The following is a 25,216-nucleotide window of genomic DNA, read 5'->3' on the forward strand; positions in this document are numbered from 1 at the left end:
TTGATGCGTAGCAGCGACGCTGGCTGCGATTGACGCTGCCGGTCATGCCTCATCGCGGCCGGGGCCGCTCCTACCAGAGCAAGAGTGCGGACGGCATAGCGTCGGAAGCAGGTGGGCGCTGGCGCATCTGGCGACCAGCGGACTGGGCAGCGAGCAGGCTGTAATGCAATCCAGGGAAGGGGCTGGCTGGATGCTGATCCGAGGATGGGTTTTGCTAGATCCAGCGGAAAGCGGATCGAGTTAAAGGCGGAACAGGCGAGAAGCAGATCAAACCAAGGCAGATCAAGCAAAGACGGATTGAGCAAAACGCACATCAATCCAAAGCAGATCAAGCCAAGGACAGATCAAGCGAAAGACAGATCAAGCATTTCCGTCACGAACGCCCATGAAAAAGAAGAGCGCGGAATCCGCGCTCTTCTTGTTGCCGATCGTGTCGGGACTCAGCGCCAGAGCTTGATCTGGTCTGCGTCCACGCGCTGCATCGGCTGGCCCGCCTTGCAGCTGAACGCTGCACCGAATTCCGGCAGGTTGGACAGCGGGCCATTGGTGCGCCACTGGCCCGGTGCGCGGATGTCGGCGCTTGCGCGCTGCACCGCTTCGTTCGGCGACAGCTGCTGTGCCCACAGGCCGGCCCAGGCGGTGAAGAACGCCTGCTTGTCGGCTTCGGTGGCGGCCGGTTGCGCCTTGCTGAAGGCCTGCAAGGCCAGTTCGACACCGGCCAGGTCGGCGAGGTTTTCTTCGGCCGTCTGCGCGCCGTTGACCTTGACGTTGGGCACGCCCGGGTACGGATAGGCGGCGAACTGGTTGGCGACCTTGCCGGTCAGCTGGGTCCAGCTGCTCTTTTCGGCAGGTGTCCACCAGCTGCGCAGCTCGCCCTTGGCGTCGACCAGCGAACCCTTGGCATCGATCGCACGGGTGAGTTCGTGCGCGACCAGCGCGCCGTAGGCGCCGTACTGGGCCGCCGGGGTGCTGCCGGTGGTCAGCACCGGTGCCTGCAATACGGCTGCGGTGACGATCAGGCGGTTCTGCGCGATGTCGTAGGCCACCGCCGGCTGCTGCGGCAGCACGTCCCAACGACGGTCCGCGTTGCCCTTGCCGATGCGCTTCATCTCTTCGCGGTGACGCCAGGTCGAGGCGATCAGCATGTTGCCGCCAAAGCTGCCGCGGCCCATCGGCTGCACGGTGTAATCCAGATCGCGGCGCGGTGCGCCGACTTCGATCTTCATCGCCGCCAGCTTGGCCTTGGCCTCGGCGATCACCTCACCGTTGCCCCAGCCGGTGCGCTCCAGCGCGGCCAGCTGCGCGTCGCGCACCTGGTCGGCAATGGACTCGGCCTGGCGACGGGTGTCGCTGCTCAGGTAACGCGCCACGTACTCGCGCCCCAGCATCGGGCCGGCAGCGATATTGATCGCGTCCAGCACCTGCTGCCAGCGCTGCGGCGGCATGGCGTCGCCGCGCAGCAGACGGCCGCGGAACTGGTATTCGGCATCGTGGAAGCTCTTGGACAGATACGGCGCCATCGCATCGCCGACGCGCCAGCGCAGGTAGGCCTTCCACTGCTCCGGCTTGATGCTGACGATCATGCTGTCGAGCTGCTTGAACATGGCCGGGTCGGCCATCGACACCAGGTCGTCCTTGACGCCCTGCGCTTCCAGGAAGTCGGCCAGGCGCAGGTTCTTGTACTGCTTGGTCAGCTCCTTGGTGGCGATCGGGGCATAGTTGTTGAACGGGTTGTTGATGCCCTGCACCGACTGCGCGCTACGCGCCAGTGCGGTTTCGATCTGCAGCACGGAGGCGGCATCGGCGTCGAGCTTGTCGGCCGGGGTGCCGGTCAGTGCCAGGATCTGCTTGACGTAGGCGCGGTAGCGGCCCATCAGCGCCTGGGTGTCGGCATCGGTGCGGGTGTAGAACGCCGGATCCGGCAGGCCCATGCCGCCCTGCATGAAGTAGCCGATGTGGCGGTCCAGCGCCTTCAGGTCCACGTCCGGGCCGAAGTTGAAACCGACCGGGATGCCGACCTGGTGCAGCGCGGCGATCGAAGCGGGCACATCCTTGGCCTTCTTGATCGCGTCGATGCGCGACAGCAAGGGGGCGATCGGGTTGGAGCCGTCCTTTTCCACCGCGGCCTCATCCAGGCCGCTGGCCCAGAAGTCGCCGAGCAGCTTCTGTACGTTGCCTTGTGGCGCCTTCATCGATGCGTCCAGCAGCTCGCGTTGCTGCTGCAGGGCACGCTCGGACAGCTGGCCCAGGGCGGTGACGGCACCGGCCTGCGGCACCGGGTTGGCCTTGAGCCAGCCGGCGTTGGCGTAGTCGTAGAAATCGGTGCAGGCCGCAGACACGGCCGGCGCCTTGGGGGCTGCCTTCTTCTTGCGAGCGGCGTCGGCGTCGGGAGCAGACAGCAGCGTGATCAGGCTGAAGCCAAGAGCGAGGGCAAGCGGGCGAATGGTGGGCATCGAGAAGAAGGGTGGCCAGATTGAAGTCGGCGGAGTTTAGCAAGGCTGCGCCTCGCGCAGGCGGGCGGCCGCAGCCGTTTGTCATCGGTACCGGCCGTCTGCATGAATGCGACAGGCCCGCGTTCGCGGGCCTGTGCGTCCTACCACTGTGCTGGAAGCGCTTGCAGCCGCTGGCTTACCAGATCACCACCCGGTCCTTCTCGGGCCGCACCATCGCATCGCCCGGCTTGCAGGCGAATGCACTGGCGAACTGCGGCATGTTCGAAGGCGGCGCAATGGCGCGCAGGTTGCTGGGCGCGTGCGGGTCCGAGGCCAGGTAGACCATCTGCTGCTGTTCGCGTACGCGTTGACGCCAGCTGCGCGCAAACGCCAGAAAGAACCGTTGATCGGGGCTGTAGCCGTCGATCGCCTTTGCCCGCTCGGGATGCTGATGCAGGGCGGTCTGCAGCGCGTCGTAGGCCACGTTGGTGCCGCCCAGGTCGGCGATATTTTCGCCCAGGGTGAGCTTGCCGTTGACGTGCAGCGTCGGGTGTTTGGGCAGTGGGGTATAGGCATCGAACTGGTCGACCAGCTGCGCGCTGCGCTGCTCGAACTTGCGTCGATCCTCGGCAGTCCACCAGTTGACGTTGTTGCCTGCACCATCGAACTGGCTGCCCTGGTCGTCGAACCCATGTGTTGCTTCGTGACCGATCACCGCGCCAATTCCGCCGTAGTTCAACGCATCGTCGGCGCTGGCGTCAAAGTACGGCGGTTGCAGGATCGCTGCGGGGAAATTGATGGAATTGGTGCTGGGGTCGTAATACGCGTTGACCGTCTGCGGGGTCATCTGCCAGCGTTTGCGGTCAGTCGGTTTACCGATCTGCGCGATGTCGTAGCGATAGTTGAACTTGGCCGCGGCCTGCAGATTGCGGTAGTACGCGCCGGGGACGATCTCCAATCCGGACCAGTCGCGCCAGGCATCCGGATAGCCGATCTTGGGCAGGAAGGTGTTCCACTTGGCGATGGCCTTGTCCTTGGTTTCCGCGCTCATCCAGTCGACGTTCTCGATGCGCGTCTTGAGCGCGGCGCGGACGTTGTCCACCAGTTCGCTGGCGCGCTGCTTGGCCTCGGGCGTAAACACCTTGGCGACGTAGAGTTGACCCACGCCTTCGCCCATTGCGCCATTGACCGCGCGCAGGACGCGCTTCCAGCGTGGCAGTTGCTCTGGCTGCCCGGAGAGGGTCTTGCCGTAGAACGCAAAGCGGTTGTCGACGAATGCCTTGCTGAGCTGCGCGGCTGCCTCATCAATCGCATGGAAGCGCAGGTAAGCCTGCCACTGCGCGATCGGCGCAGTGGCCAGTTCATGATCGAATGCAGCGAAAAAGCGCGGCTGCGCCAGCGAGAAGCCCTTGCCGATCTCCACGCCCTGGGTGGCGAAGAAATCTTTCCACGGAAAGTGCGGCGTGAGCTTGTCCGCCTCGGCGAGACTGACCAGGCGATACTGGTTTTTCGGCTCACGCGCCTCCACCGGCTTCATCGACGCGGCAGCCAGACGTGTTTCGAGTGCCAGCACATCGTTTGCCTGCGTCTTGGCCACGTCGGCAGAACTGCCGTTGAGTTCGAACGACCTGGCGATGTAGGCCAGATAGGCGGCGCGGATGGATGCGTGCTCGGCGTCGGTGTAGTAGTCCTTGGTTGGAAGGCCCAGGCCGCCTTCCTGGGTAAACGCAATCTGCATGTCGGCATTGTGGAAGTCTGCGCCGGCCCCGAATCCGAACACCTGTCCATCGCCTTCGCCATGACGGCTGATGATGTAACCGGCGACATCCTTGCCCGACTTCAACGCGGCAATGGTGTCCAGTTGTGGCTGGATCGGCTGGGCGCCTGCCGCTTCGATGGCAGCTTCGTCCATGCCGGCGGCATAGAGCGTTCCGATTTTTTGCTCCAGCGGATTTGCAGCTTTGCCTGGCTGTGCGGCCGTTTCGACAATGTTGCGCTGAATGGTCATGCTTTTTTCGGTGAGGATCTCGTCCACGCCCCAACTGGTGCGATCGGGCGGAATCGGATTGGTGTTCGCCCATTTGCCGTTGACGAATTCGTCGAGGTTCTGGCAGGCGCTGGCTGCCGGGCCGAGTTCGCTGATGTCGAACGCAGGCGTTGCCGGCGTGGCAGGGGCAGCCGCAGGTGTCCGGGGTGAGGTGTTTGCCTGCGTGCCGGTGTCCTCGGCGTTGCGCTTGCAGCCTGTCAGGGCCACAACCAGGGCAAAGGCGAGCGTGGAAGTCTTGAGCAATGGCATGGACGTCAGCCGCAGTGAGGGGCAAGGACGCTGAGCATAAGCGGGCGCGAGCTTGCCTGCGCACGCGTTGAGCTTTGTTGAGGCTTGTGTGTCGATGCCGTTATGCATGCAGTCCCGGTGGTGTGCAGTGTGCCGCGGGGGCGGCGTTCGGATGCCTGCGGCGTTGATTGAACTGCGTGACTCGAAACGAAGGTGGCTGGCCAGCGTGATTCACCTGCCGAGCAGAAGAACGATCCGAAAAGTCCCAAAAAAAAACGGGCGACGATCTTGCGATCGCCGCCCGCCTGATTTACCGCAATGCGCAATTACCAGATCACGACCTGCTGATCGCCCTGACGCACCATCGCATCGCCTGCCTTGCACGAGAACGCAGCGGCAAATGCCGGCATGTTCGACGGTGCACCGATGGCGCGGAAGTTGGCCGGTGCGTGCGGGTCGGTCTTCAGGCGCACCACCAGTTCTTCCGGGGTGAAGTTGCGGCGCCACACCGTGGCCCAGTTGAGGAAGAAGCGCTGGTCGCGGGTGATGCCATCGGTCTTGGGGTCGTCCTTGCCGGCGGTGGCGGTCTTCATGGCGTCGTAGGCGGTGTTGAGGCCGCCCAGGTCGGCGATGTTCTCGCCCAGGGTCAGGTCGCCCTTGACCTTGTCGCCGGCGGGCGTGCGGTAGCCGTCGAACTGCGCGACCAGCTTGCCTGTGCGCGCCTTGAACGCGTCCAGGTCCTTCTGCGTCCACCAACCCGGATCGGGGATGAAGTTGCCGTCGGCACCGAAGCGGCTGCCCTGATCGTCGTAACCGTGGGTCATTTCATGGCCGATCACCGCACCGATGCCGCCGTAGTTCATTTCCTCCGGCGCATTCGGGTCGAAGAACGGCGGCTGCAGGATCGCGGCCGGGAACACGATCTCGTTCTGCAGCGGGTTGTAATAGGCGTTGACCGTCTGCGGGCTCATGCCCCATTCGGTCTTGTCCACCGGCTTGCCGATCTTGGACAGGTTCCACTTGTAGTTGAATTCCTGCGCGGCCAGCACGTTGCCCAGGTAGCTATCGCGACTGGTGGCAAGGCCGTTCCACTCGCGCCACTTGTCCGGGAAGCCGATCTTGGGCGTGAAGCTTTCCCACTTGGCGATCGCCTTGGCCTTGGTCTCCGGGCTCATCCAGTCGAGCTTCTCGATCCGGGCCTTGAGCGCAGTGCGCAGGTTGGTGACCAGGGTTTCCATCTTGGCCTTGGAATCGGCCGGGAAGGCGACCTTGACGTACATCTGGCCCAGCGTCTCGCCGGCCTTGCCGTTGATGGTGGCCAGCACGCGCTTCCAGCGCGGCTTGATTTCCTTCTGGCCGCGCATGGTCTTGTTGTAGAACGCGAAGTTCTCGTCCACGAACGGCTGGCTCAGGAACGGCGATGCGCCATCGACGGTGTGGAAGCGCAGGTAAGCGCGCCAGATCGCCGGGTCGGTGTCGGCGATCATCTTGCTCACTTCCTGGTGGAAGGCCGGGATCGCCAGCGAGAACATCTCCGGCGTGGCCACGCCCTGCGACTTGAAGAACTCCGTCCACGACCAGTTCGGCGTCAGCTTGTCGGCCTCGGCCGGGGAGATCGGGTTGTACGCCAGCTTGGCGTCGCGCGACATTTCCGTGCTGGTCTTGGAGACCTTGGCCAGACGGGTTTCGAACGCGACCACCTGCTTGGCCTGCGCGGCAGCATCGGCGGCAGCCACGCCGGACAGCTCCAGCACCTTGGCGATATGTGCCTGGTAAGCCTCCAGCTTGGCCTTGTTGCCGGCGCTGGTGTAGTACTCCGGATCCGGCAGGCCCAGCCCGCCCTGCATGGCGTAGGCGATGTTCTGGCTGGACTTGTTGAAATCGGCTTCGGCGCCGAAGCTGAAGAGTTCGTTGTTGCCCTTGGCGGCGTTGCTGCGCAGGTAGTCGACCAGCTTGGCCTGGTCGCTGATGGCGTCGATGGCCGCCAGCTCCGGCTTCAGTGGCTCGATGCCCTGGGCGTTGATCTTGGCCTCGTCCATGCCGGTGGACCACAGGTCGCCGACGATCTTCTCCACACCGGTGGCGCCGGTGTCGGCAGCGGCCTGCTCGGCCAGCTGTTGCTGGATCGCGTTGGAGCGCTCGTCGAGCATCTCGAACGCGCCCCAGCTGGTGCGATCGCTCGGCACCGGGTTGGCGGCCAGGAACTTGGCGTTGGCGTAGGCGTTCAGATCGGTACAGGCGTTGCCGTTGGGGTCCAGGTCGGCCGCGGTGAAGCGGTTCACCGCCGGCAGCTTGCTCTGGTCCAGGGTCAGGGTCTTGGGCGCAGCGGGCGTGGCCGCCGCGGTATCGCCAGCCGGGGCCGCAGGCGCGGCGTCGTCGGACTTCTTGCAACCGCTCAGCGCGGCCGCCACGGCCAGGGTCAGCGTCAATAGATGAGGTGTTCGAATCACAAAGGCTCCAGGAGCAACAGTCGATTGGGGAGCCCCGTCACGGGGCCGTGGCCGGCACTCTACGCCTGCGCAGCCGATAGGCATGGTGTCGAAGGTCATGGGTGCGGGGTGTGTAGAGGAGCTGGCTTGGCGCGCCCTGGTGAGCGGCGGGCATCGTCGGGAGGCTGTGCGCGGCGGCAGTCCGGAGTGTTCTCGTGCTGGGCGCTGCGGCTGCCTGCCATGTTCGTGGTCACGTGGCCCGATACATCGATGTCGATGTGCCGAGTGCGCTCGGGATGGTGGCCAAGGCGCGAATGGTCCAGCTGCGCAAGCGGTGCTATATACGCGTGCATGCCTACCGCTTCCGAACCGTTGGACGCTTTGATCATTGGCGCCGGCCACAACGGCCTGGTGTGCGCTGCCTATCTGGCCAGGGCCGGCAAACGCGTGCTGGTACTGGAAGCACGCGACGTGGTTGGCGGCGCAGCCGTCACCGAAGAATTTCATCCCGGGTTTCGCAACTCGGTAGCGTCCTACACGGTGTCGTTGCTGCAGCCCAAGATCATCGACGATCTTGCGTTGGAGCGGCACGGGTTACGCGTCGTGGCGCGCCGCATCAACAACTTCTTGCCGCTACCCAATGGCGAGTATCTGCTGGCCGGTGCGGGGCGCACCGCCGTGGAAGTGGCAAAATTTTCCGCGCGCGATGCCGCAGCTCTGCCTGCCTATGAAGCGCGCCTGGAACAACTGGCCGATGTCTTGCGTGCACTGGCCTTGCAGGCGCCACCCGATGTCACCGATGCCGGATGGCTGCGTGCGTTGCCGCAGCTGTGGCGCGCGGGCAAGCTGGGGCTGGAGCTGCAACACTTGCCGATCACGTTGCGGCAAGACCTGCTCGACCTGTTCACCATTTCGGCTGCCGAATACCTGGATCGTTGGTTCGAGAGCGCTCCGATCAAGGCGCTCTTCGGTTTCGACGGCATCGTCGGCAATTACGCCAGCCCGTACACGCCGGGGACGGCGTATGTGTTGTTGCACCACGTGTTCGGGCAAAGCAACGGCGTCAAAGGCGCGTGGGGCCACGCGATCGGCGGCATGGGCGCCATCACCCAGGCGATGGCCGCCAGTGCGCGCGAACATGGTGCGCAGATTCGCACCGGCTGTGCGGTGGAGCGGGTACTGGTGGAGCAGGGGCGTGCGGTGGGCGTGGTGATGGCCGATGGCCAGACGCTGCGTGCGCGTGCCGTGGTCGCGAACGTCAACCCGAAGTTGCTCTACCAGCGTTTGATGCAAGCTGAAGACGTACCGCAGGCCACGCGCGAACGCATCGCCCATTACCGCTGCGGCTCGGGCACCTTTCGCATGAACGTCGCATTGTCGCGTCTGCCCGATTTCACTGCCTTGCCCGGCGCCGGCGACCATCTCACTGCCGGCATCATTCTGGCTCCCAGCCTGGACTATATGGACCGCGCCTGGCAGGACGCGCGTGCATCGGGATGGTCGCGCGAACCGGTGGTCGAATTGCTGATTCCCAGCACGCTGGACGATGCGCTGGCACCGCCCGGCCAGCATGTGGCCAGCCTGTTCTGCCAGCACGTTGCGCCGACGTTGCCGGATGGCCGGCAGTGGGACGACCATCGCGACGACGTCGCCGACCTGATGGTCGCCACCGTGGAGCGGTATGCACCGGGTTTTGCTGCATCGATCCTGGGCCGCCAGGCCCTAAGTCCACTCGACCTGGAACGTATCTTTGGCCTGATCGGCGGCGACATCTTCCACGGCGCGCTCAGCCTCAACCAGCTGTTCAGCGCACGCCCGCTGCTGGGGCAGGGCGCCTATCGCGGCGCGGTGCCCGGCTTATATCTGTGCGGCGCAGGAACCCACCCTGGTGGCGGGGTCACTGGCGCGCCTGGGCATAATGCGGCGCGGGTGATTCTTCTCGGATGAGCCAGGCCGCTGCAAATGCGCAAAAAAAGCCCCGGACGAGCCGGGGCCTGGAGCAAATACCGATGACGCACCGAAGACATTTGACGTCTTCGGCTGCCTTCCGCCTCAGAAATCGTAAGAGGCAGTCAGGCGAACATAGCGTGGCGGGTTGTAGTTGTAAGGTTGCAGACCCACGCGATAGGTGTTGGAGACGTTGAAGGGAACATCGCCTTCGTAGACACCATCGACACGATTGACCGCTCGGTCGTTGAGGACGTTAAAGATCTGCATGCCAAAGGCCAGTTTGTGATCGGCGAACGCCGGGCGGTACGTCAAGCCCAGATCGAGGTTTTTGATCCATGGCGTCCGCCCCGCATCGCCAGGAGACGATGGCTGTAGGCCGCAATAGTGGTACGAAGAGCCGTAGCCGATCGGATCGTAGTCGACCGCCTCTGCATTCGGGCCGCCATAGAAGCCAAGGCAGCTGATCGGCGTACCTGACATCACGCGCAGGGTTGCCGAGGCCATCCATTCCGGATTGATTTGATATGCACCGAATGCCTTGATCTGGTGGCGCCGATCGTTAGCCAGGCTGCCACCAGCGTAGTACATCAGCTCGGCCGAGTCCCAATCCTGCGTCTTGGACACGTCGGCCTGGCCGAGGTCGGACTTTACCTGACCTTCGGTATTGCCGTAGCTGTGCGACCAGGTGTAATCGACGCGGCCATACCACTTCTCGTCGAACGGGTGTTCCAGGAACAGGTCGACCGACACATAGCTGCGCTTGGCCTTGTCGGTGAATCCCCAGTCCGACTGCGACATGGCGACCTGCGTGTAACCGGATCCATCAGAATTGGGAAGGTTATACGTATTGGTCTTGCCAGGATTGAACATCACGCAGCCGGGAATCTCCACTGATCCGGAATCTCCGCCGCTGGCATCGATCTTATCAGCCATACGGCCGGTATCGCAGACGTCATCGATGGCGGCCTGCAGCTTGCGGTAGGTTACCTTTGCACCCGAGTTCCAGCTTTCACCCAGCGTCTTCTCGAAGCCCAAGATGAATTCATCCTGGTACTGGGACTTCAAATCGGTTGGCGCAAAAGCATTCGGATCCGGGGCCTGGCCGTATTCGCCATTGCTCGACACCGGGCCAGGGCCGATCGGCCGCAGGCCAGTCGGCTCGCCATTGGCATCGATGCCGGTATAGGCGAAATACTCATCGGTATAGGTCGATGCAGACGCGCCGCGGATCGCCACTTGATTAGGCAGGGCGAGGTAGTAGCGTCCCAGATTGGCAAAAATCTTCAACGAGGAGTCGCCGAACACGTCCCAACTCGCGCCCAAGCGTGGTGCCCACTGGTCGCCGCTATCGACATAGGGCACATGATCGCTGTTGAAATTGGTGAATTTGTCGTTGCGGATACCCAGCGTCAGCAGCCAATGATCACTGACCTGCCAGCGGTCTTCCAGGTAGTAGGCCTTCTGCTCCACCGCCATGCTGGTGGTGGTGGTGAAGATCCGTTGTTGAGCATAGTAGCCGTCGGTGCCCGGGCCGGTGGCGCCAACGCCCAGGGTGCCGCGAACTGGCGAAACTTCGTCACCCGCACTGCCGTAGATCCACTGATAACCAGGGCCGGTCGTGCGCACGCCTTCGTCGTAGGCGTTGAAGTACATGTTGTCCACGCCGGCGGTCAGATCGTGGTCGCCCAGCCGGTAGTTCAATTCCAGACGCAGATTGCGCGTCTTGTTGATCGGGTCATCCGCTTTGGAGCGATTGGTCGCCTGATTGTTGGAGATCGGCGTGCCACCGGTGATGGCCGGATTTTGCAGATTCAGGCCGGCGATGAAGGGCAGCGGGGAAATCAGCGGGTTGAACTGCTGGTTGTGCTGTGTGCTGCGGCCCCAGGTGGCATTGACCGTCAGGTCGTCAGTAATGTAGCCGGTGTACTTGAAGATGTCGTAGGTGTCTTTGATCTTGTAAGTATCGGCGTAGAGGCCGGACGGACCACCATCGGATCGTGTGTCGTAATCATAGTTGCTGTAAGCGCCGGCACGACGATCGGTATTTTCTATGCGGGTGTATTCGAGAATGTTGTTGTCGTTGATGTTCCAGTCGATCTTTCCGTAGAACTTCGGCGAACTGTAATCGTAATGGTTACGGCCTTGTGTCGTAGCGGCGGTCGCTGTGTTGGTCACTGCACCGTCGGTCTTGTCGGTTTCGCCCGCGACGAAGATAAACAGTTTGTCCTCAATCAACGGGCCGCCGGCATAGGCGCTATAGACAGTGCGGCTTTGCACGTCGCCTTTGCCGCTACGATAGATCGTGCCCGGCAGCTCTGGATCCTCGTATTTGTAGCGCGGATTAGAGTTGAGCGTATTGTTCGGGTACCAAACATCGCCGACCGAACTCGATAGGTTTTTCGGCTCCCATACTGCCTGCGCACCGAAGTGCCATTCGTTGGTGCCGCGCTTGCCGACCTGACTGATCACGCCGCCGGTCGATCGACCGTACTTGGCGCTGTAGCCGCCGGTATAGGTTTCCTGCTGGTCGATGGCACCATACGGGAGGCTGACGCCGCCCAAGTTGCTGAGTGGATTACTGACGTTGAAGCCGTTGATGTAGTACGCATTTTCAGTGACGCCAGAACCGCCGAAGGACACCACAGAGCGAGAGCCGTTGTTGAATGCACCAGCGCCCGATACCGCTCCAGGCGCCAACAACGCAATCGCTTCTGCGCTACGTCCCAGCGGCAGTGTGGCCAGCTGTTCGGAGGTGATCACCGAGCGCGAGCTGGTCGAACTGACATCGATCTTCGGTGCGTTGGCTGCAGTCACCGTGATCGCGCCCAGAGTAGTCGCATCGGTGTTGCCTGCGGCGCTGGCACCAGCGAACGAGACTTCGGTGCCCGAGCCGACGCGCAGCTGCACGTTCTTGCGGGTGTCGACGACCTGGTCGCCGCGCTTGAGGGTGACGGTATAGGCGCCAACTGGCAGCGAGCCGAGGTTGTAGCGGCCGTTCGCGTCTACGGTGATGGTGCGGCTCAGACCGGTGTCGCTCTGAACGACAATCGTGCTGCCGGCTTCGGCAGGGGCGCTGCCATAGATGCTGCCGGTGGTGCTCTGCGCGTAGACCGCGCCGTTGGTTAGGCAAGCACCGAGTACGACGGCTAACGCGGTGCGCTTGAGGACTTGGCGACGAAACTGATTGCTCATTCCTGACCTTTCAACTGGGAGTGCGAATAAGGGGCGGTCATCGGGGAGTCAGATGGCCTTAACTCGAACGTAATGAATGTCTGCACTGCAGCGCAAGCAAACGAAATGATTTGTTAATGAAATAACTGAAATCCGCATCAGAAGTGAGGAACTCGGCACAAATCCGAGGACTGCAACACAGAGAAAGAAACAACCTCAACAATAACGAGCGTTTTGGTAGTTACATTCGATACAGATAATTCGGCGATAGAGCCAATCCGGGCGCCGGGTAGCGGTCGCGACAGCGACGCGCAGGCCGATAGTTGGCAAGAAGCATCACGCGCGCGCTCGCCATGCCGGAGAAGAGAAGCCCCGACAGCAGGGCTTATTCAAGCGGCACTCCGGTCAGCTCGCACCGTTGTCCCAACGGGAAGATTCGTCAGGCGTTGCCTTGCAACGCAGAGGTGAGGTCAGAGTCCAATTGCGTCGTTAGGCCGTGACCTACAGCCACGCGCGCTGAGTGCGCTGCATCGCTTTCCGCAGCTAAATTTCCCGCCTTCATCCATTCATGATTGTGAATGAATCGAGCTCTCGCGGGCACAGCTGCCGCCACTGCGCGCTTTGCAGCGACGGCGATGGCGGAGGCGGCCGACACGAGCCGGTAAACTGGGTGTCTTTCGCGCTGCGGCGGGTATGGCCCGTGCAGCCCGCACACGACGGATGGGACTGGGAATGGCAACGATGTGGGACAACACTCCGCGCGCAGCGACAGGCGCACCAGGCGGCCAGGCATGAGCGGCGAACGCAGGATCGCCACGCACGCGGTGCAGGGCGCGCTGGCGCCGCACCCGCGCATCCGCAATGTCATTGCGGTGGGGTCGGGCAAGGGCGGGGTCGGCAAGTCCACGACGGCGGTCAATCTGGCGCTGGCGCTGCGGCAGCAGGGCGCGCGCGTGGGCGTGCTGGACGCCGACATCTATGGGCCAAGCGTGCCGGCGATGCTGGGCTTGAGCGGCAAGCCCGACAGCCCGGACAACAAGTCGATCGAACCCTTGCGCGCGTTCGGGATCGAGGCGATGTCGATCGGCCTGCTGGTCGACCAGGACACGCCGATGATCTGGCGCGGGCCGATGGCCACCTCGGCCCTGACCCAGCTGTTCAACGACACGCTGTGGGACGACCTGGATTATCTGCTGATCGATCTGCCGCCCGGCACCGGCGACATCCAGCTGACCCTGTCGCAGAAGATTCCGGTGGCCGGCGCGGTGATCGTGACTACGCCGCAGGACATCGCCACGCTGGATGCGCGCAAGGCGCTGAAGATGTTCGAAAAGGTCGACGTGCCGGTGCTGGGCATCGTCGAGAACATGGCGGTGCACACCTGCAGCAACTGCGGGCATCGCGAGCATCTGTTCGGCGAAGGCGGCGGCGAGCGCATGGCCGCGCAGTACGGCGTGCCGTTGCTGGGGTCGTTGCCGCTGGCGATCGCGATCCGCGAGCAGGGCGATGCGGGCCAGCCGATCGTGATCGCCGCGCCCGACTCTGCGGCGGCGCAGGCCTATCTGGCCGCAGCCAGGCGCTTGTCGGAAGAGTTGGGCAAGCGTCCGCGCGCCAGCATCCCGATTTCCGCCTCGCTGCTGTAATGCGTCGGCCGGCCTCCGGTGCCGGCCGCTGGTAGAATTCGCCGTCCTCGCGCGGGCCGCTCGGCCCGCCGCCTTCCGTCTTCAAGGAACACCGCATGAGCATCAAGAGCGACCGCTGGATCAAGCGCATGGCCGAGCAGCACGCGATGATCGAGCCGTTCGAGCCCGGCCAGATCAAGCACGACGCCGCCGGCCAGCGCATCGTCAGCTTCGGCACCTCCAGCTACGGCTACGACGTGCGCTGCTCGCGCGAGTTCAAGGTCTTCACCAACATCAACTCGACCATCGTCGACCCCAAGCATTTCGACCCGGGCAGCTTTGTCGACATCGAATCGGATGTCTGCATCATTCCGCCGAACAGCTTCGCACTGGCGCGCACGGTGGAGTACTTCCGCATTCCGCGCGACACGCTGGTGGTGTGCCTTGGCAAGAGCACCTATGCGCGCTGCGGCATCATCGTCAACGTGACCCCGCTGGAGCCGGAATGGGAAGGTCATGTGACGCTGGAATTCAGCAACACCACGCCACTGCCGGCGCGCATCTACGCCAACGAAGGCGTGGCGCAGATGCTGTTTTTCCAGTCCGACGAAGTCTGCGAAACCTCGTACAAGGACCGTGGCGGCAAGTATCAGGGCCAGACCGGGGTGACCTTGCCGCGCACCTGAGTCCCGGGCGCGGCCGTGGCCTTCAGCAGGTCGTGGTCGCCTTCTCGCGGTAGCGCAGCAGTTGGCGCACCCCGGCAGCGACCAGAAAGGCCGGCCACCAGGTCGCGATCAGGCCGCCCAGGTCCATGCTGGTCAGGCCGAGGTTGTTCAGCAGGAACAGCGTGCCCAGGGTGATCAGGAACAGGGCGGGAATCAGGCGGCTGTGCATGGCGGCGTCCTCGTTGGGTGTGAGGCCATGCTGCGCGCAATGGCCCTGCCAATCAGGTGCCGGAAGTCAACAGTTGCAGGTGACAGTCGTCATGTCGCGCCGCTGCCGGGTGCGCATCGATCGTGAGGGGAAATCAAGGCGCACGCTGTGCAGGGCGAAGCGGCAATGGCCGCAGACGCTATTGCATCGACGGATGGCGCTGGATCAGCACGCGTCATTGAAGGCGTGAGGCTACGCACCGACCCTCATCCGCCCCTTCGGGGCATCTTCTCCCGAGGAGAGAAGGGGAGGGCAGCGACATGCAGCGGGACAGCCACCCCAGTCACCAGCACCGAAACACCGCTGTCGGCAATCCCCACTCCCGGCTCCCCGACCCCAGCCTACTTGCCGCGCCCGAACAGCATGCCGATGCCGCAGGCCACCAGCGCGGCCGGCCACCAGGTGGCGATCAGCTTGCCCAGGCTGAGATTGGTCCAGCCCAGGTTGTTGGCCAGAAACAACAGGCCGACCAGGATCAGGATCAGTGCGGCGACGACATTGGATTTCATGCGAGAAGGCAGGTTGGCGAACGGGCGCCTATCGTAGCCGCTGCGCCCATGCCGCGACACGCTCCTGCCGTGCGTCGGCGGCAAACCGCTGCGCCGCGCCGCTGCCCCAGACCGGCCCCGGCCAGGCCGCATCGCCTGGATGACGGCCGACCAGATGCACATGCAGCTGCTGCACGATATTGCCCAGCGCACCGATATTGAGCTTGGTCACGGCAGGCTCCACGCGCAGCAGCTGCGAGAGCTGGTTGATTTCGGCCAGCAACAGGCGCTGCTGGCCGCCGTCCAGATCGATCCATTCGCTGACATCGGCCACGCGCGGCACCAGCACCAGCCAGGGGAAGCGGGTGTCGTCCATCAGGCGCACCTGCGACAGCGGCCCGTCGGCGACGAACACGCTATCGGCCGCCAGCCGCGGATCCAGCTGGAAGTCGCCTCCTGCCGGCGCGCGGGAGGCCGGTGCGCTCATCCCAGATGCGCCTCGAAGAAGCCCAGGGTGCGTTCGAGCGCACGCTCGGCGCTGTCGGCGTCGTAGTGGGTGGGGTCGATGCTGCGGTTGAAGGCATGGCCGGTGGGATACACGAAGGTTTCCATCTGCGGCAGTTTCTCGCGGTGCGCCTGGATCGCTTCCGGCGGGATGCTGGCGTCCTGTTCGCCGAAGTGGAACATCACCGGCGCCTTGGGCGTTTCGTCCAGCAGCTGGGTGTTGCGGCCACCGTAATAGCTCACCGACGGCAGCCCAAGGCGGATGGCCGACAGCAGCGCCACCGAGCCGCCCCAGCAATACCCCACGGTGCCGACCTTGCCGGCGCGGGTCAGCAAGGTTGCGGCGGATTTGACCACCTCCACCGCGCGCTCCAGGCCCACCGCGTTGGCCAGCGCCAGGCCGCGTTGCACGCTTGGCTGGTCGTACGGCAGTTGCACGTCCTTTTCTTCCAGATCGAAGAAGGCCGGTGCCAGCACTTCATAGCCGCGTGCGGCGTAGTCGTCCGCAACCGCGCGGATATGTTCGTTGACGCCGAAGATTTCCTGGATTACCACCAGGCCGCCGCGCGGGCTGGAGGCGGGGGTGGCGTGCCAGGCGGCAACCTGGCCGTCGGGGGTGTCGAGCGTGGTCCAGTGACCCATGGGGATTCCTGATGTGCAGCGAGGGAGGTGCGCATTATCGACCGGACCGGCATCGCGAAAAGTGAGGGTTTCGCAAAGCCGGCCGGGCTGGAGAGGCCCGGCGGTTCAGAGCGCTGCCCGCACGCCGCTATAATTGGCCTTGCCCAGGCCCCAGGCCGCTCCGTTTCCCAGGCTCCTGCTTCCATGTCCCAGCTGAACCCCAAAGTCGGCTTCGTCAGCCTTGGCTGCCCGAAGGCGCTCGTCGATTCCGAACGCATCCTCACCCAGCTACGCGTGGAGGGCTACGACATCGTGCCCAGCTACGACGCGGCCGACGTGGTGGTGGTGAACACCTGCGGCTTCATCGATTCGGCGGTGACCGAGTCGCTGGACGCGATCGGCGAGGCGATGAATGCCAATGGCAAGGTGATCGTCACCGGCTGCCTGGGCAAGCGCCCGGAGCAGATCCGCGAGGCTTACCCGCAGGTGCTGGCGGTGTCCGGCCCGCAGGACTACCAGAGCGTGATGGAAGCGGTGCACGCCGCGCTGCCGCCGCGGCACGACCCGTTCGTGGATCTGGTGCCCGACTACGGCATCAAGCTGACCCCGCGCCATTACGCATACCTGAAGATCTCCGAAGGCTGCAACCACCGTTGCAGCTTCTGCATCATTCCCTCGATGCGTGGCGATCTGGCCTCGCGTCCGGTCGACGAGGTGCTGCGCGAAGCCGAACGCCTGGTCCGTGGCGGCGTCAAGGAACTGCTGGTGGTGTCGCAGGACACCTCGGCCTATGGCGTGGACCTGAAATACGCCGAGCGTCCCTGGCGCGACCGCATGTACCAGACCCGCATGAAGGCGTTGTGCGAAGGCCTGTCGGAGCTGGGCGTGTGGACGCGCCTGCATTACGTGTATCCGTATCCGCACGTGGACGATGTGATTCCGCTGATGGCCGAAGGCAAGCTGCTGCCGTACCTGGACATTCCGTTCCAGCACGCCAGCCCGCGCATCCTCAAGCTGATGAAGCGGCCCGGTGCGGTGGAAAAGACCCTCGAGCGCGTGCAGCGCTGGAAGGCGATGTGCCCGGAGATCACGGTGCGCTCCACCTTCATCGTCGGCTTCCCCGGCGAGACCGATGCCGAGTTCGAATCGCTGCTGGATTTCCTGGATCAGGCCCAGCTCGATCGCGTCGGTGCGTTTGCCTATTCGCCGGTGGACGGCGCCAGCGCCAACGCGCTGCCGGACCCGGTGCCGGAAGAGGTGAAGCAGGAGCGTCTGGCGCGTTTCATGGCCAGGCAGGCGGAAATCTCCGCTGCGCGGCTGGAGGCCAAGATCGGCAGCGTGCAGCAATGCCTGGTCGACCTGGTCGAAGACGATATCGCTGTGGCCCGTTCGCGTGCGGACGCGCCGGAAATCGACGGCCTGGTGCATATCCAGAACGGCGGCGAGCTTGGGCTGAAGGTCGGCGACCTGATCGATGTGGGAATCACCGACAGCGACGAGCACGATCTGTTCGGCGACGCATTGCCGCCCACCGCTCCTGCCCAGCACGGACGCGCACTGAATCTGCAGATGGTGTAACCGGTCGCTGGTGCGTACACATGGTTGCGTAGGAGCGCACTTGTGCGCGATGGGGCCTTATCGATAACGCCCCATCGCGCACAAGTGCGCCCCTACACGCAGGTCAGCAGATTGCGATCACTCGCCTACTGAGTGGCGTATTCCACCGACACCACCACAAAGGTGTGTTTGCCTGCCGGCAGTTGCGCTTCGAACTCGTCGTCCACGCGTTTTTTCAGCAGCGCGCGCGCCAGTGGCGAATCGATGCTGATCCAGCCCAGGCCGGCATCGGTTTCGTCCGGGCCGACGATGCGATAGCGCAACAGCTCACCGCTATCGGCATCCTCCAGCTCCACCTGCGCACCGAAAAACACCGCGTGCGGGTCGGTGGGCGCGGTATCCACCACGCGTAGCGCTTCCAGGCGTTTGCTGAGATAGCGCACACGCCGGTCGATCTCGCCAAGCTGCTTCTTGCGATAGGTGTACTCGGCATTTTCCGATCGATCACCCTCGGCGGCAGCGGCGGCGAGCGCGCGGACCACCTCCGGTCGACGCACCCGCCACAGATCCTCCAGTTCGACCTTCAGACGGGTGTGACCCTCGGGCGTGATCAAGGCGGTGCTTTTTTCGGCGGGCGGGCGCCAGCGGCTCATGGACAGGCTTGTGGGGCGAGGAGTGGGGCGCGATCCTAGCGCGCATGCTCCACTTGCGCATCTGTCGCCGCACGGCGAAGCTTTGCGCCATTCTCGGACACGGACGTCGTCATGTTGCTCATGCCGCTGCACAAGCCCTGGTCGCGCCACAACATCCCGTGGGTGACCCTGCTGCTGGTACTGATCAATGTCGTCGTCTATCTTGGCTATCAGCGCAGGGACGACGACCTGGTCGACAACGCCGTGCACTACTACGTCGAGTCCGGGCTGGGTACGCTGGAAGCGCAGGCCCACGCACGCTACCTGGCGCAGACCGCCGACCCCAAACGACGCGCCGCGCGGCAGGGCAAGCTGGACAGCGTGTCGGCGCCGCAGCGCACTGCGTACCTGGCGCATCTGACGATGCACGATGTGGCCTTCGCGCAAGCCTTGCGCGAAGGCACGCTGTTCGAGGACGAAGAGCAGATGCGTCAATGGCGCGGCCTGCGTGCGCCCTACGATGCCCGCCTGTCCCAGGTGTTCACGCTGCGTCATCTGCAACGCAGTTCGGAGTGGTCGCCGGCACGCATGCTCACCGCCACCTTCCTGCATGGCGACTTCGATCATCTGTTCGGCAACATGGTGTTTCTATTGGCGCTGGGGACCTTGCTGGAAGGGGCGATCGGCAGCGGCTGGTTCCTGCTGCTGTATCTGCTGGGCGGGTTTGGTGCCAGCGCAGCCAGTTTGTGGTGGCGCTGGGGCGAGCCCGGCGGCGGCTTGGGCGCGTCTGGCGCCATCGCCGCATTGATGGGGGCGTTCTGCGTGGTGTGGGGCCGCCGTCGGGTGCGGTTTTTCTACTGGTTTTTTGTGGTCTTCAACTACGTGCGCGGGCCGGCGATCCTGTTGCTGCCACTGTGGCTGGGCTGGGAGCTTTACAGCCTGCTGGGGAGCGATAACGGCGGTGTCGCGTTCGAAGCGCATGCCGGCGGATTGATCAGCGGTGCGCTGCTCGGCGCATTGCTGGTGGCGGTGCGGCAGACCCGCCCGGCCTTCATGGACGAGCAAGATGCCGCACAGCGCGACGACCGTTGGGAACGCGCGCAGCGCCATCTGGGTCGCATGGAAAACCAGGAGGCCGAACGCCTGCTGGCCGAGCTGGCCAGCGAGCAGCCATATAGCCAGGACGTCGCGCTGGCCCGTTACCGCGTTGCGCGTAACGCCGGGCGCACGCAGGACGCCATGCGCCATGCGCAGACGCTGTTGCACCTGCCCAGCCATCACGCGCAACAGACGCGCGTGCAGTTGGGCGTGGCAGCAGAACTGAGCAAGGACAAGATCGCCGTTGGGCTGCCGGCACGCATGGCTCTGGTCGACGCGTGCCTGCGCAACGGGCTGCTGGCCGATGCCGAACGGTTATTGAAGGAGTGCGACATCGATGCGCCACGCGCCGAGCTGGCCCAGCACTGGTTTGTGCTGGCGCTGCGGCATGGCGAATTGCAGGCCGGCGAACAGCGCACGCGGTTGCTGCAGCTGGTGCGCGATCAATTTCCGGAGCAGGGCCAGGCGGCGAAGGCCCGTTTCCTGCTTGAGAATGGTTGACGCGGCTGCGCGTTCGACCAGATTCCGGGCATCAACGGCACCGGTTTGAAGCCGCATCAGAAGCGGCTGCGAAACCTGGCGAGCGGTCGTCGTTGCGCTTGGAGGGCGCGCTCGGCATCTCACTGCATGCCGGTGGCAGTGCCGACGGTGTCCGCCGTGCGGCTGTACAGGCGGTTCATGCAGCGCGTTGAGACGTTCTGCGTGCGGTTCGCGACCGCACGCGGCGGTGTTTGGGATGCGCTAGGCCGGTTGGATCGCAACCGCCCGTAACGCCGCATCCAGCTTTGCCCGTTGTGCGTCGTTGTCGCAGCGATCCGCGGCGTTTTGCAGGATGGCGCGGGCCTGCGCATCGCGGCCGAAACGCTCGGCCAGCATCAGGCCTGCATCCAGCGACCAGCTCGGCAGCATCGGATCGCGTGGCCAGCCCGCGATGGCGGCCAGCAGCCCATCGGTCGCAAGCTGAAACTGCCCGGCCATCTTGGCGCGTTCGGCGAGCAGGGTGGCGTGTTCGGGCAGCAGCGGGGTAAAGGCGGGATCGCTGTCCAGTGCTTCGCGCTGCAGCGCGAGCGCACGACGCTCCTGCTTCTCCTGCAGCAAGCGGTTGATGTATTGCCGGGTGTGCTCGCGCAGCTCGTCGTTGCGATGGTGCTGGCGCAGCAGGCGTTGATACAGCTCGTGCACCGCCAGGCTCACCGCGCGCGAGCGTACCGCGCCGCGCAGGGCCTTGAACGCCTCGTCGGAATGGCCGTCGCGCACGTACTGTTCGGCCTCGTCGAGCAGGCGCTGGTCCGGGTCGATGCGTTCGTGCGCAGCCCCGCCGCTGGGCACGTAGCCCAGCTCTTCGTGGTACTGGTACACCAGATATCCCAGCAGATGAAAACTGGCGAACAGGGTCCAGATCGAGGTCATCATCACCGCCGCCTCGCGCACCAGCGGCGGGAGGTACTTCAGCGCGACGAACACCGCGGCCGTGCCGCTGCCCTGGATCACGTACAGCAGGCCGTAGGCGGCCAGATACGGCCAGCCGATCCGCAGCGCCATGTCGATGGACACCGCCGGGTTGAGCGCGCGGCGCAGGCTGCCGTCGATGGCCAGCGAGATCAGCATGCCGGGCAGCAGCAACATGGTGCCCAGGTAGGCGATGGTCAGCCCGAAGGGGCCTGCGATCCCGGCGGCGACGCCGATCACGATGCCCAATGCGATGGCCAGCAGGATCAGGCGCAGCACCGCGCTGTCGAAGCTGTCGTAGCCGAGCCGGGGCGCATCGGCCTGGCCATCGGCGGTATGCCGCAGGATGTCGAAGGCATAGGTGTAGGTCGCCATGCCCAGCACGCCCATGACCACCAGTTTGAGGATGCCCGGCAACACCAGCAACGCACTGCACAGGGTCAGCGCGATCAGCGCATACAGCGCCGAGCCGCGTAGCGGATAGGTGGCGATCGCCGGAATGCGGGTCCAGAACGCTGCAGGCGCAGCCTGCGCGGCAGCCTTGCGTGCGCGAAAACGGTCTTCCATGACGCTCCCCAGGCGTGTGATGTGAAGGGATTGTGAGGCGACGCGCGACCGGGCGCAATTGCGGCATCGCGTCTGGCACGTCGAGGTCCGGTCGAGTGGGGTCGGGGCGCCCGCCTGTGGCCCGGCGGCTGCCCTGCGCGCCGCGGTGGACGGCGTGACGCAGGCAGCTGGCGGAGGCGGGACTGCCCAGTCGACCGTACCAAGGCGCGCCGATGGTGCTGGCACCCGCAGTGCTCGCGACGATTGCGATCATCGAGATCATTGCAACCGGCGGGCCGTGGCCATCATGCCCATCGGCCGTGCATGGACTTCTGCACAGAACCTGTGGTCCGCTACCTGTCCGCCGCCCGCCATGTGGCGACGTTGCTGCAGGCGGCATGCGCTTGCGTGCAATCGCGAAGGTGCGGCCCGTCCCCTTATTGCAAGGAATCTCGCTTGAATCCATCCGTCGCCGACACCCCGCAGGTTCGCATTCGCAGCATCGATGTGCTGTCGGACAACTGGTATGTGCTACGCAAGGTCACCTTCGACTTTCAACGCAAGGACGGCCGCTGGCAGACGTTGTCGCGCGAGGCGTATGACCGCGGCAATGGCGCCACCATCCTGCTCTACAGCCGCGCCAGGCAGACGGTGATGCTGACCCGGCAATTCCGCCTGCCGACGCTGCTCAATGGCAATCCGGATGGCATGTTGATCGAAGCCTGCGCCGGCCTGCTCGACCAGGACGATGCGCTGACCTGCATCCGCAAGGAAACCGAAGAAGAGACCGGCTACCGCATCGACAACGTGCGCAAGGTGTTCGAGGCCTTCATGAGCCCCGGCTCTGTCACCGAACGCCTGTACTTCTTCGTCGGCGAGTATTTCGACGGCGACAAGGTGAGTGCCGGCGGCGGGGTCGAAGAAGATGGCGAAGAGATCGAGGTGCTGGAACTGTCGCTTGACGCAGCGCTGGCGATGGTTGCGTCCGGCGAAATTGCCGATGCCAAGACCATCATGTTGTTGCAGTACGCCAGGTTGCATGGCGTGCTGGAATGACGTGCCACGTTGCTCATCGCATCGGCATTGCCTTGTCGCGTGATGGCATGGCTGACGTTTAGCGGACGCGTTTCAACACTTTGTCGCGGTGTTCCGGCCAATCGCCGCTGTGGCAGTTCTGCCCATCCTGTGCAAGTTCATAGCCTGCTCGGTGGCCTTTCGACGTGCCCGCTGGGTTGATCCGAAATCCATACAGGTTGGGGTTGAGCGAGAGATCGGACACATCCTCGCGCGACAGGATCAGGCACTCGTCTCCCATCATGTCGAGCCACCACGGCCCGCGTTCGGTGAGGGTGGCTGCGCGACCTTGGGCTTGGCCAGTGATGCACGTTGTCTTGAGCGTATACCGGCGGCTGTCCTTGTTGGCTTTTGCCGCCTCCAGCCAGAGCTCGGCGCGAACGGATTGACACTGCCTGTTATCCGGGTGCAGCTTGCCGACATAGTGGCCGGCAAGCAGGTGTTGCCGGCTCAATGGCCAGTCGGTGAGGGCATCGTCTTGACTTGCTCTCTTCTCAGCCTGCGCCGGGCTGGCGCCGCTGACGAACAGGATCAACAACACGGAACGAGCGATGGTCCGGTGCGCGTGCGCAATCCGCAGGAACCGGCGCGCACGATTGCGATCTGTCGATTCGGTGTGCCTGCCGCGCCCGTCCGACAAGCGCGCAGTCGCTTGGTTGGCGGCTTCAAGCGCGGCGGCAGCTGCATCTCCCTGCATGTTGTGGCTCCCGTCTCTGGGTGACGCTGTACTCAGCGCCTCCCACCAAAAATGCTACCGAAGATGCCGCGCACGATCTGCTGGCCGATCTTGCTGCCGATGGTGCGCGAGGTCTGCTTGGCCATCGTTTCCAGCATGCCCTGACGGCGACCAGTGCCGAACACGGCGTCCTTGACGGCTTTTCCGAAACCGCTGTCCTGCGTTTCCTCGTCCTCGCGGGTACGTGCAGGCGGGGCGGCGGTCTGCTCGGCCACCTGTTTGACGCGGCGTGCCAACAGCTCGGCGGCCGATTCGCGGTTGATCGCAGCGTCGTAGCGCGTGCCCACCGGGCTGGTTGCGCGCACCTGCGCGCGCTCGGGCGCACTGATGGCGCCCATGCGGCAGCGCGGCGGCGCGATCAGCGTCTGCTGCACCGGGGCCGGTACCCCCTTGCCTTGCAGCGGCGATACCAGCGCCTCGCCGGTCCCCAGGCTGGAGATGGCCGTGGCCACGTCGAGCTTGGGATTGCCCACGAAGGTCTGCGACGCGGTCCTGACCGCTTTCTGGTCGCGCGGGGTGTAGGCACGCAATGCATGCTGCACGCGGTTGCCGAGCTGGCCAAGGATGGTGTCGGGAATGTCATCGGGAAACTGCGAGCAGAAATAGATGCCTACGCCCTTGGAGCGGATCAGCCGCACCACCTGCTCGATGCGCTGCACCAGCGCCGCCGGCGCGTCCTCGAACAGCAGATGCGCCTCGTCGAAGACGAATACCAGCTTGGGCTGTTCCAGATCGCCCACCTCCGGCAGGCCTTCGAACAGTTCCGACAACAGCCATAGCAGAAAGGTCGAATACAACCTCGGTTTGAGTACCAGCTGGTTGGCCGCCAGGATGCCGATCACGCCGCGGCCGTCCGGCGCAACGCGCATCAGCTCGGCCAGTTCCAGCGCCGGCTCGCCGAAGAATTGCTCGCCTCCATCCTGCGACAGCCGCAACAGCGCCCGCTGGATCGCGGCCACCGATTGCGCCGAGACCAGCCCGTAACTGGTCGACAGCTCCTTGCGTTCTTCGATCACCAGCGCCAGCAGTGCGCGCAGATCGTCCAGATCCAGCAGCAACAGGCCGCGGTCGTCGGCCAGCTTGAACACGATGTCCAGCACGCCGGACTGGGTGTCGTTGAGCTCCAGGATGCGCGCGAGCAGGGTGGGGCCCATTTCGCTCACGGTGGTGCGCACCGGGTGGCCGAGCTGCCCGTACAGGTCCCAGAACACCACCGGGCTGGCGGCCGGCGCGTAATCGACGATGCCCACATCCGTGGCGCGCTGCAGCACGCCGGGCGCGCCGTCCCCGGCCACGGCCAGGCCCGCCACGTCGCCTTTCACGTCGGCCAGGAACACCGGTACCCCCAACCGCGAGAAGCCTTCGGCCAGGGTCATCAGGGTCACGGTCTTGCCGGTGCCGGTGGCGCCGGCCACCAAGCCATGGCGGTTACCGAAGCGGCCTTCGAGCACGACCGGGATATCGTCGGTGACGCCTTTGCCGAGCAGGAACGAGGCCATTGGGCAGATCCTAATGAGGAAAGACCGGATTCTAGCGGGCAATGTTGCCGCACGAATCGGCGCGCGACCGATGGGGCGTGGCAGTCGGGCCATGCGGCGATCCGGCACCTGGATCCAGCGCGATCGACACCAGGCTCGCCGGTGCCGGACAACCGGTTCCGCCAGTCTTCAACGCATCGGGCGGGCGCGCCAAGCTAACG

The 25,216-nt window shown here is 64.5% G+C and carries 18 protein-coding genes; 6 read left to right on the top strand and 12 right to left on the bottom strand.

What is annotated here, in order from left to right; genetic code table 11:
* Nucleotides 1–440: 440 nt before the first annotated feature.
* From Y887_RS08380 to Y887_RS08390, 3 genes are all read right to left on the bottom strand, one after another.
* Nucleotides 441–2,453, bottom strand: coding sequence for a M13 family metallopeptidase (locus Y887_RS08380; RefSeq protein ID WP_046963904.1), 2,013 nt, complete (start codon nt 2,451–2,453; stop codon nt 441–443).
* A gap of 175 nt (nt 2,454–2,628) precedes the next feature.
* Nucleotides 2,629–4,728 (bottom strand): M13 family metallopeptidase, encoded by a 2,100-nt coding sequence (locus Y887_RS08385; RefSeq protein ID WP_046963905.1) that lies wholly within the window; start codon nt 4,726–4,728, stop codon nt 2,629–2,631.
* 305 nt (nt 4,729–5,033) lie between these two features.
* Entirely contained in the window at nt 5,034–7,136 is a 2,103-nt protein-coding gene (locus Y887_RS08390; RefSeq protein WP_046963906.1) for a M13 family metallopeptidase, read from the bottom strand.
* Between the two features lie 351 nt (nt 7,137–7,487).
* Between Y887_RS08390 and Y887_RS08395 the strand changes: the two genes are divergently transcribed.
* Complete coding sequence (locus Y887_RS08395) at nt 7,488–9,083, top strand: phytoene desaturase family protein (protein WP_046963907.1); 1,596 nt, start codon at nt 7,488–7,490, stop codon at nt 9,081–9,083.
* Between the two features lie 105 nt (nt 9,084–9,188).
* Here Y887_RS08395 and Y887_RS08400 read toward each other — a convergent pair whose 3' ends face one another.
* Nucleotides 9,189–12,278 (bottom strand): TonB-dependent receptor, encoded by a 3,090-nt coding sequence (locus Y887_RS08400; protein WP_046963908.1) that lies wholly within the window; start codon nt 12,276–12,278, stop codon nt 9,189–9,191.
* Nucleotides 12,279–13,048: 770 nt separating this feature from the next.
* Between Y887_RS08400 and apbC the strand changes: the two genes are divergently transcribed.
* Together apbC and dcd are read left to right on the top strand one after the other, a co-directional pair.
* On the top strand, nt 13,049–13,900 hold the full coding sequence (gene apbC / locus Y887_RS08405) for an iron-sulfur cluster carrier protein ApbC (protein ID WP_046963909.1): 852 nt from the start codon (nt 13,049–13,051) through the stop codon (nt 13,898–13,900).
* Nucleotides 13,901–13,995: 95 nt separating this feature from the next.
* Complete coding sequence (dcd, locus tag Y887_RS08410) at nt 13,996–14,565, top strand: dCTP deaminase (protein ID WP_005912996.1); 570 nt, start codon at nt 13,996–13,998, stop codon at nt 14,563–14,565.
* A 22-nt stretch (nt 14,566–14,587) separates the two neighbouring features.
* Here the strand turns inward: dcd and Y887_RS08415 are convergent, their stop codons facing one another.
* The 4 genes from Y887_RS08415 to Y887_RS08430 all read right to left on the bottom strand — a co-directional run bounded on the left by Y887_RS08415 (nt 14,588) and on the right by Y887_RS08430 (nt 16,446).
* Complete coding sequence (locus Y887_RS08415) at nt 14,588–14,773, bottom strand: LiaI-LiaF-like domain-containing protein (RefSeq protein ID WP_046963910.1); 186 nt, start codon at nt 14,771–14,773, stop codon at nt 14,588–14,590.
* A gap of 380 nt (nt 14,774–15,153) precedes the next feature.
* The gene (locus Y887_RS20960; protein WP_005994260.1) at nt 15,154–15,321 is read right to left on the bottom strand and encodes a LiaI-LiaF-like domain-containing protein; all 168 of its coding nucleotides are present in this window, start codon (nt 15,319–15,321) and stop codon (nt 15,154–15,156) included.
* A gap of 28 nt (nt 15,322–15,349) precedes the next feature.
* The gene (locus Y887_RS08425) at nt 15,350–15,787 is read right to left on the bottom strand and encodes an HIT domain-containing protein (protein WP_046963911.1); all 438 of its coding nucleotides are present in this window, start codon (nt 15,785–15,787) and stop codon (nt 15,350–15,352) included.
* Nucleotides 15,784–16,446, bottom strand: coding sequence for a dienelactone hydrolase family protein (locus tag Y887_RS08430; RefSeq protein ID WP_046963912.1), 663 nt, complete (start codon nt 16,444–16,446; stop codon nt 15,784–15,786). The genes Y887_RS08425 and Y887_RS08430 overlap by 4 nt, the downstream gene beginning before the upstream one ends.
* 183 nt (nt 16,447–16,629) lie before the next feature.
* Between Y887_RS08430 and rimO the strand changes: the two genes are divergently transcribed.
* Nucleotides 16,630–18,003 (top strand): 30S ribosomal protein S12 methylthiotransferase RimO, encoded by a 1,374-nt coding sequence (rimO, locus tag Y887_RS08435; protein WP_046963913.1) that lies wholly within the window; start codon nt 16,630–16,632, stop codon nt 18,001–18,003.
* A 125-nt stretch (nt 18,004–18,128) separates the two neighbouring features.
* Here rimO and greB read toward each other — a convergent pair whose 3' ends face one another.
* Nucleotides 18,129–18,635 carry a transcription elongation factor GreB gene (gene greB, locus Y887_RS08440; protein ID WP_046963914.1) on the bottom strand — a complete coding sequence of 169 codons (507 nt, stop codon included), beginning with the start codon at nt 18,633–18,635 and terminating at the stop codon, nt 18,129–18,131.
* Nucleotides 18,636–18,746: 111 nt separating this feature from the next.
* Between greB and Y887_RS08445 the strand changes: the two genes are divergently transcribed.
* On the top strand, nt 18,747–20,213 hold the full coding sequence (locus tag Y887_RS08445) for a rhomboid family intramembrane serine protease (protein WP_046963915.1): 1,467 nt from the start codon (nt 18,747–18,749) through the stop codon (nt 20,211–20,213).
* 240 nt (nt 20,214–20,453) lie between these two features.
* Here the strand turns inward: Y887_RS08445 and Y887_RS08450 are convergent, their stop codons facing one another.
* Nucleotides 20,454–21,728, bottom strand: coding sequence for a DUF4013 domain-containing protein (locus Y887_RS08450; protein WP_046963916.1), 1,275 nt, complete (start codon nt 21,726–21,728; stop codon nt 20,454–20,456).
* A gap of 435 nt (nt 21,729–22,163) precedes the next feature.
* On the opposite strand from Y887_RS08450, the gene nudK reads away from it, so the two are divergent.
* A complete protein-coding gene (gene nudK, locus Y887_RS08455; protein WP_046963917.1) occupies nt 22,164–22,763 on the top strand; it encodes a GDP-mannose pyrophosphatase NudK in 600 nt (199 codons plus the stop codon).
* 58 nt (nt 22,764–22,821) lie between these two features.
* Here nudK and Y887_RS08460 read toward each other — a convergent pair whose 3' ends face one another.
* The gene (locus Y887_RS08460; RefSeq protein ID WP_245879370.1) at nt 22,822–23,478 is read right to left on the bottom strand and encodes a hypothetical protein; all 657 of its coding nucleotides are present in this window, start codon (nt 23,476–23,478) and stop codon (nt 22,822–22,824) included.
* A gap of 32 nt (nt 23,479–23,510) precedes the next feature.
* The gene (locus Y887_RS08465; RefSeq protein WP_046963918.1) at nt 23,511–25,016 is read right to left on the bottom strand and encodes a helicase HerA-like domain-containing protein; all 1,506 of its coding nucleotides are present in this window, start codon (nt 25,014–25,016) and stop codon (nt 23,511–23,513) included.
* Nucleotides 25,017–25,216: the final 200 nt, after the last annotated feature.

This window comes from Xanthomonas pisi DSM 18956 (genome assembly GCF_001010415.1).
Lineage (GTDB): Bacteria > Pseudomonadota > Gammaproteobacteria > Xanthomonadales > Xanthomonadaceae > Xanthomonas > Xanthomonas pisi.

Excerpts from the sequence above, each read along its gene's own strand:
- Y887_RS08395 (WP_046963907.1), top strand. The coding sequence starts at position 7,488 with ATGCCTACCGCTTCCGAACCGTTGGACGCTTTGATCATTGGCGCCGGC.
- Y887_RS08450 (WP_046963916.1), bottom strand. The coding sequence starts at position 21,728 with ATGGAAGACCGTTTTCGCGCACGCAAGGCTGCCGCGCAGGCTGCGCCT.
- Y887_RS08380 (WP_046963904.1), bottom strand. The coding sequence starts at position 2,453 with ATGCCCACCATTCGCCCGCTTGCCCTCGCTCTTGGCTTCAGCCTGATC.
- Y887_RS08445 (WP_046963915.1), top strand. The coding sequence starts at position 18,747 with ATGTTGCTCATGCCGCTGCACAAGCCCTGGTCGCGCCACAACATCCCG.
- rimO (WP_046963913.1), top strand. The coding sequence starts at position 16,630 with ATGTCCCAGCTGAACCCCAAAGTCGGCTTCGTCAGCCTTGGCTGCCCG.
- greB (WP_046963914.1), bottom strand. The coding sequence starts at position 18,635 with ATGAGCCGCTGGCGCCCGCCCGCCGAAAAAAGCACCGCCTTGATCACG.
- dcd (WP_005912996.1), top strand. The coding sequence starts at position 13,996 with ATGAGCATCAAGAGCGACCGCTGGATCAAGCGCATGGCCGAGCAGCAC.
- apbC (WP_046963909.1), top strand. The coding sequence starts at position 13,049 with ATGAGCGGCGAACGCAGGATCGCCACGCACGCGGTGCAGGGCGCGCTG.
- Y887_RS08460 (WP_245879370.1), bottom strand. The coding sequence starts at position 23,478 with ATGCAGGGAGATGCAGCTGCCGCCGCGCTTGAAGCCGCCAACCAAGCG.
- Y887_RS20960 (WP_005994260.1), bottom strand. The coding sequence starts at position 15,321 with ATGAAATCCAATGTCGTCGCCGCACTGATCCTGATCCTGGTCGGCCTG.
- Y887_RS08400 (WP_046963908.1), bottom strand. The coding sequence starts at position 12,278 with ATGAGCAATCAGTTTCGTCGCCAAGTCCTCAAGCGCACCGCGTTAGCC.
- Y887_RS08425 (WP_046963911.1), bottom strand. The coding sequence starts at position 15,787 with ATGAGCGCACCGGCCTCCCGCGCGCCGGCAGGAGGCGACTTCCAGCTG.
- Y887_RS08385 (WP_046963905.1), bottom strand. The coding sequence starts at position 4,728 with ATGCCATTGCTCAAGACTTCCACGCTCGCCTTTGCCCTGGTTGTGGCC.
- Y887_RS08415 (WP_046963910.1), bottom strand. The coding sequence starts at position 14,773 with ATGCACAGCCGCCTGATTCCCGCCCTGTTCCTGATCACCCTGGGCACG.
- Y887_RS08430 (WP_046963912.1), bottom strand. The coding sequence starts at position 16,446 with ATGGGTCACTGGACCACGCTCGACACCCCCGACGGCCAGGTTGCCGCC.
- Y887_RS08465 (WP_046963918.1), bottom strand. The coding sequence starts at position 25,016 with ATGGCCTCGTTCCTGCTCGGCAAAGGCGTCACCGACGATATCCCGGTC.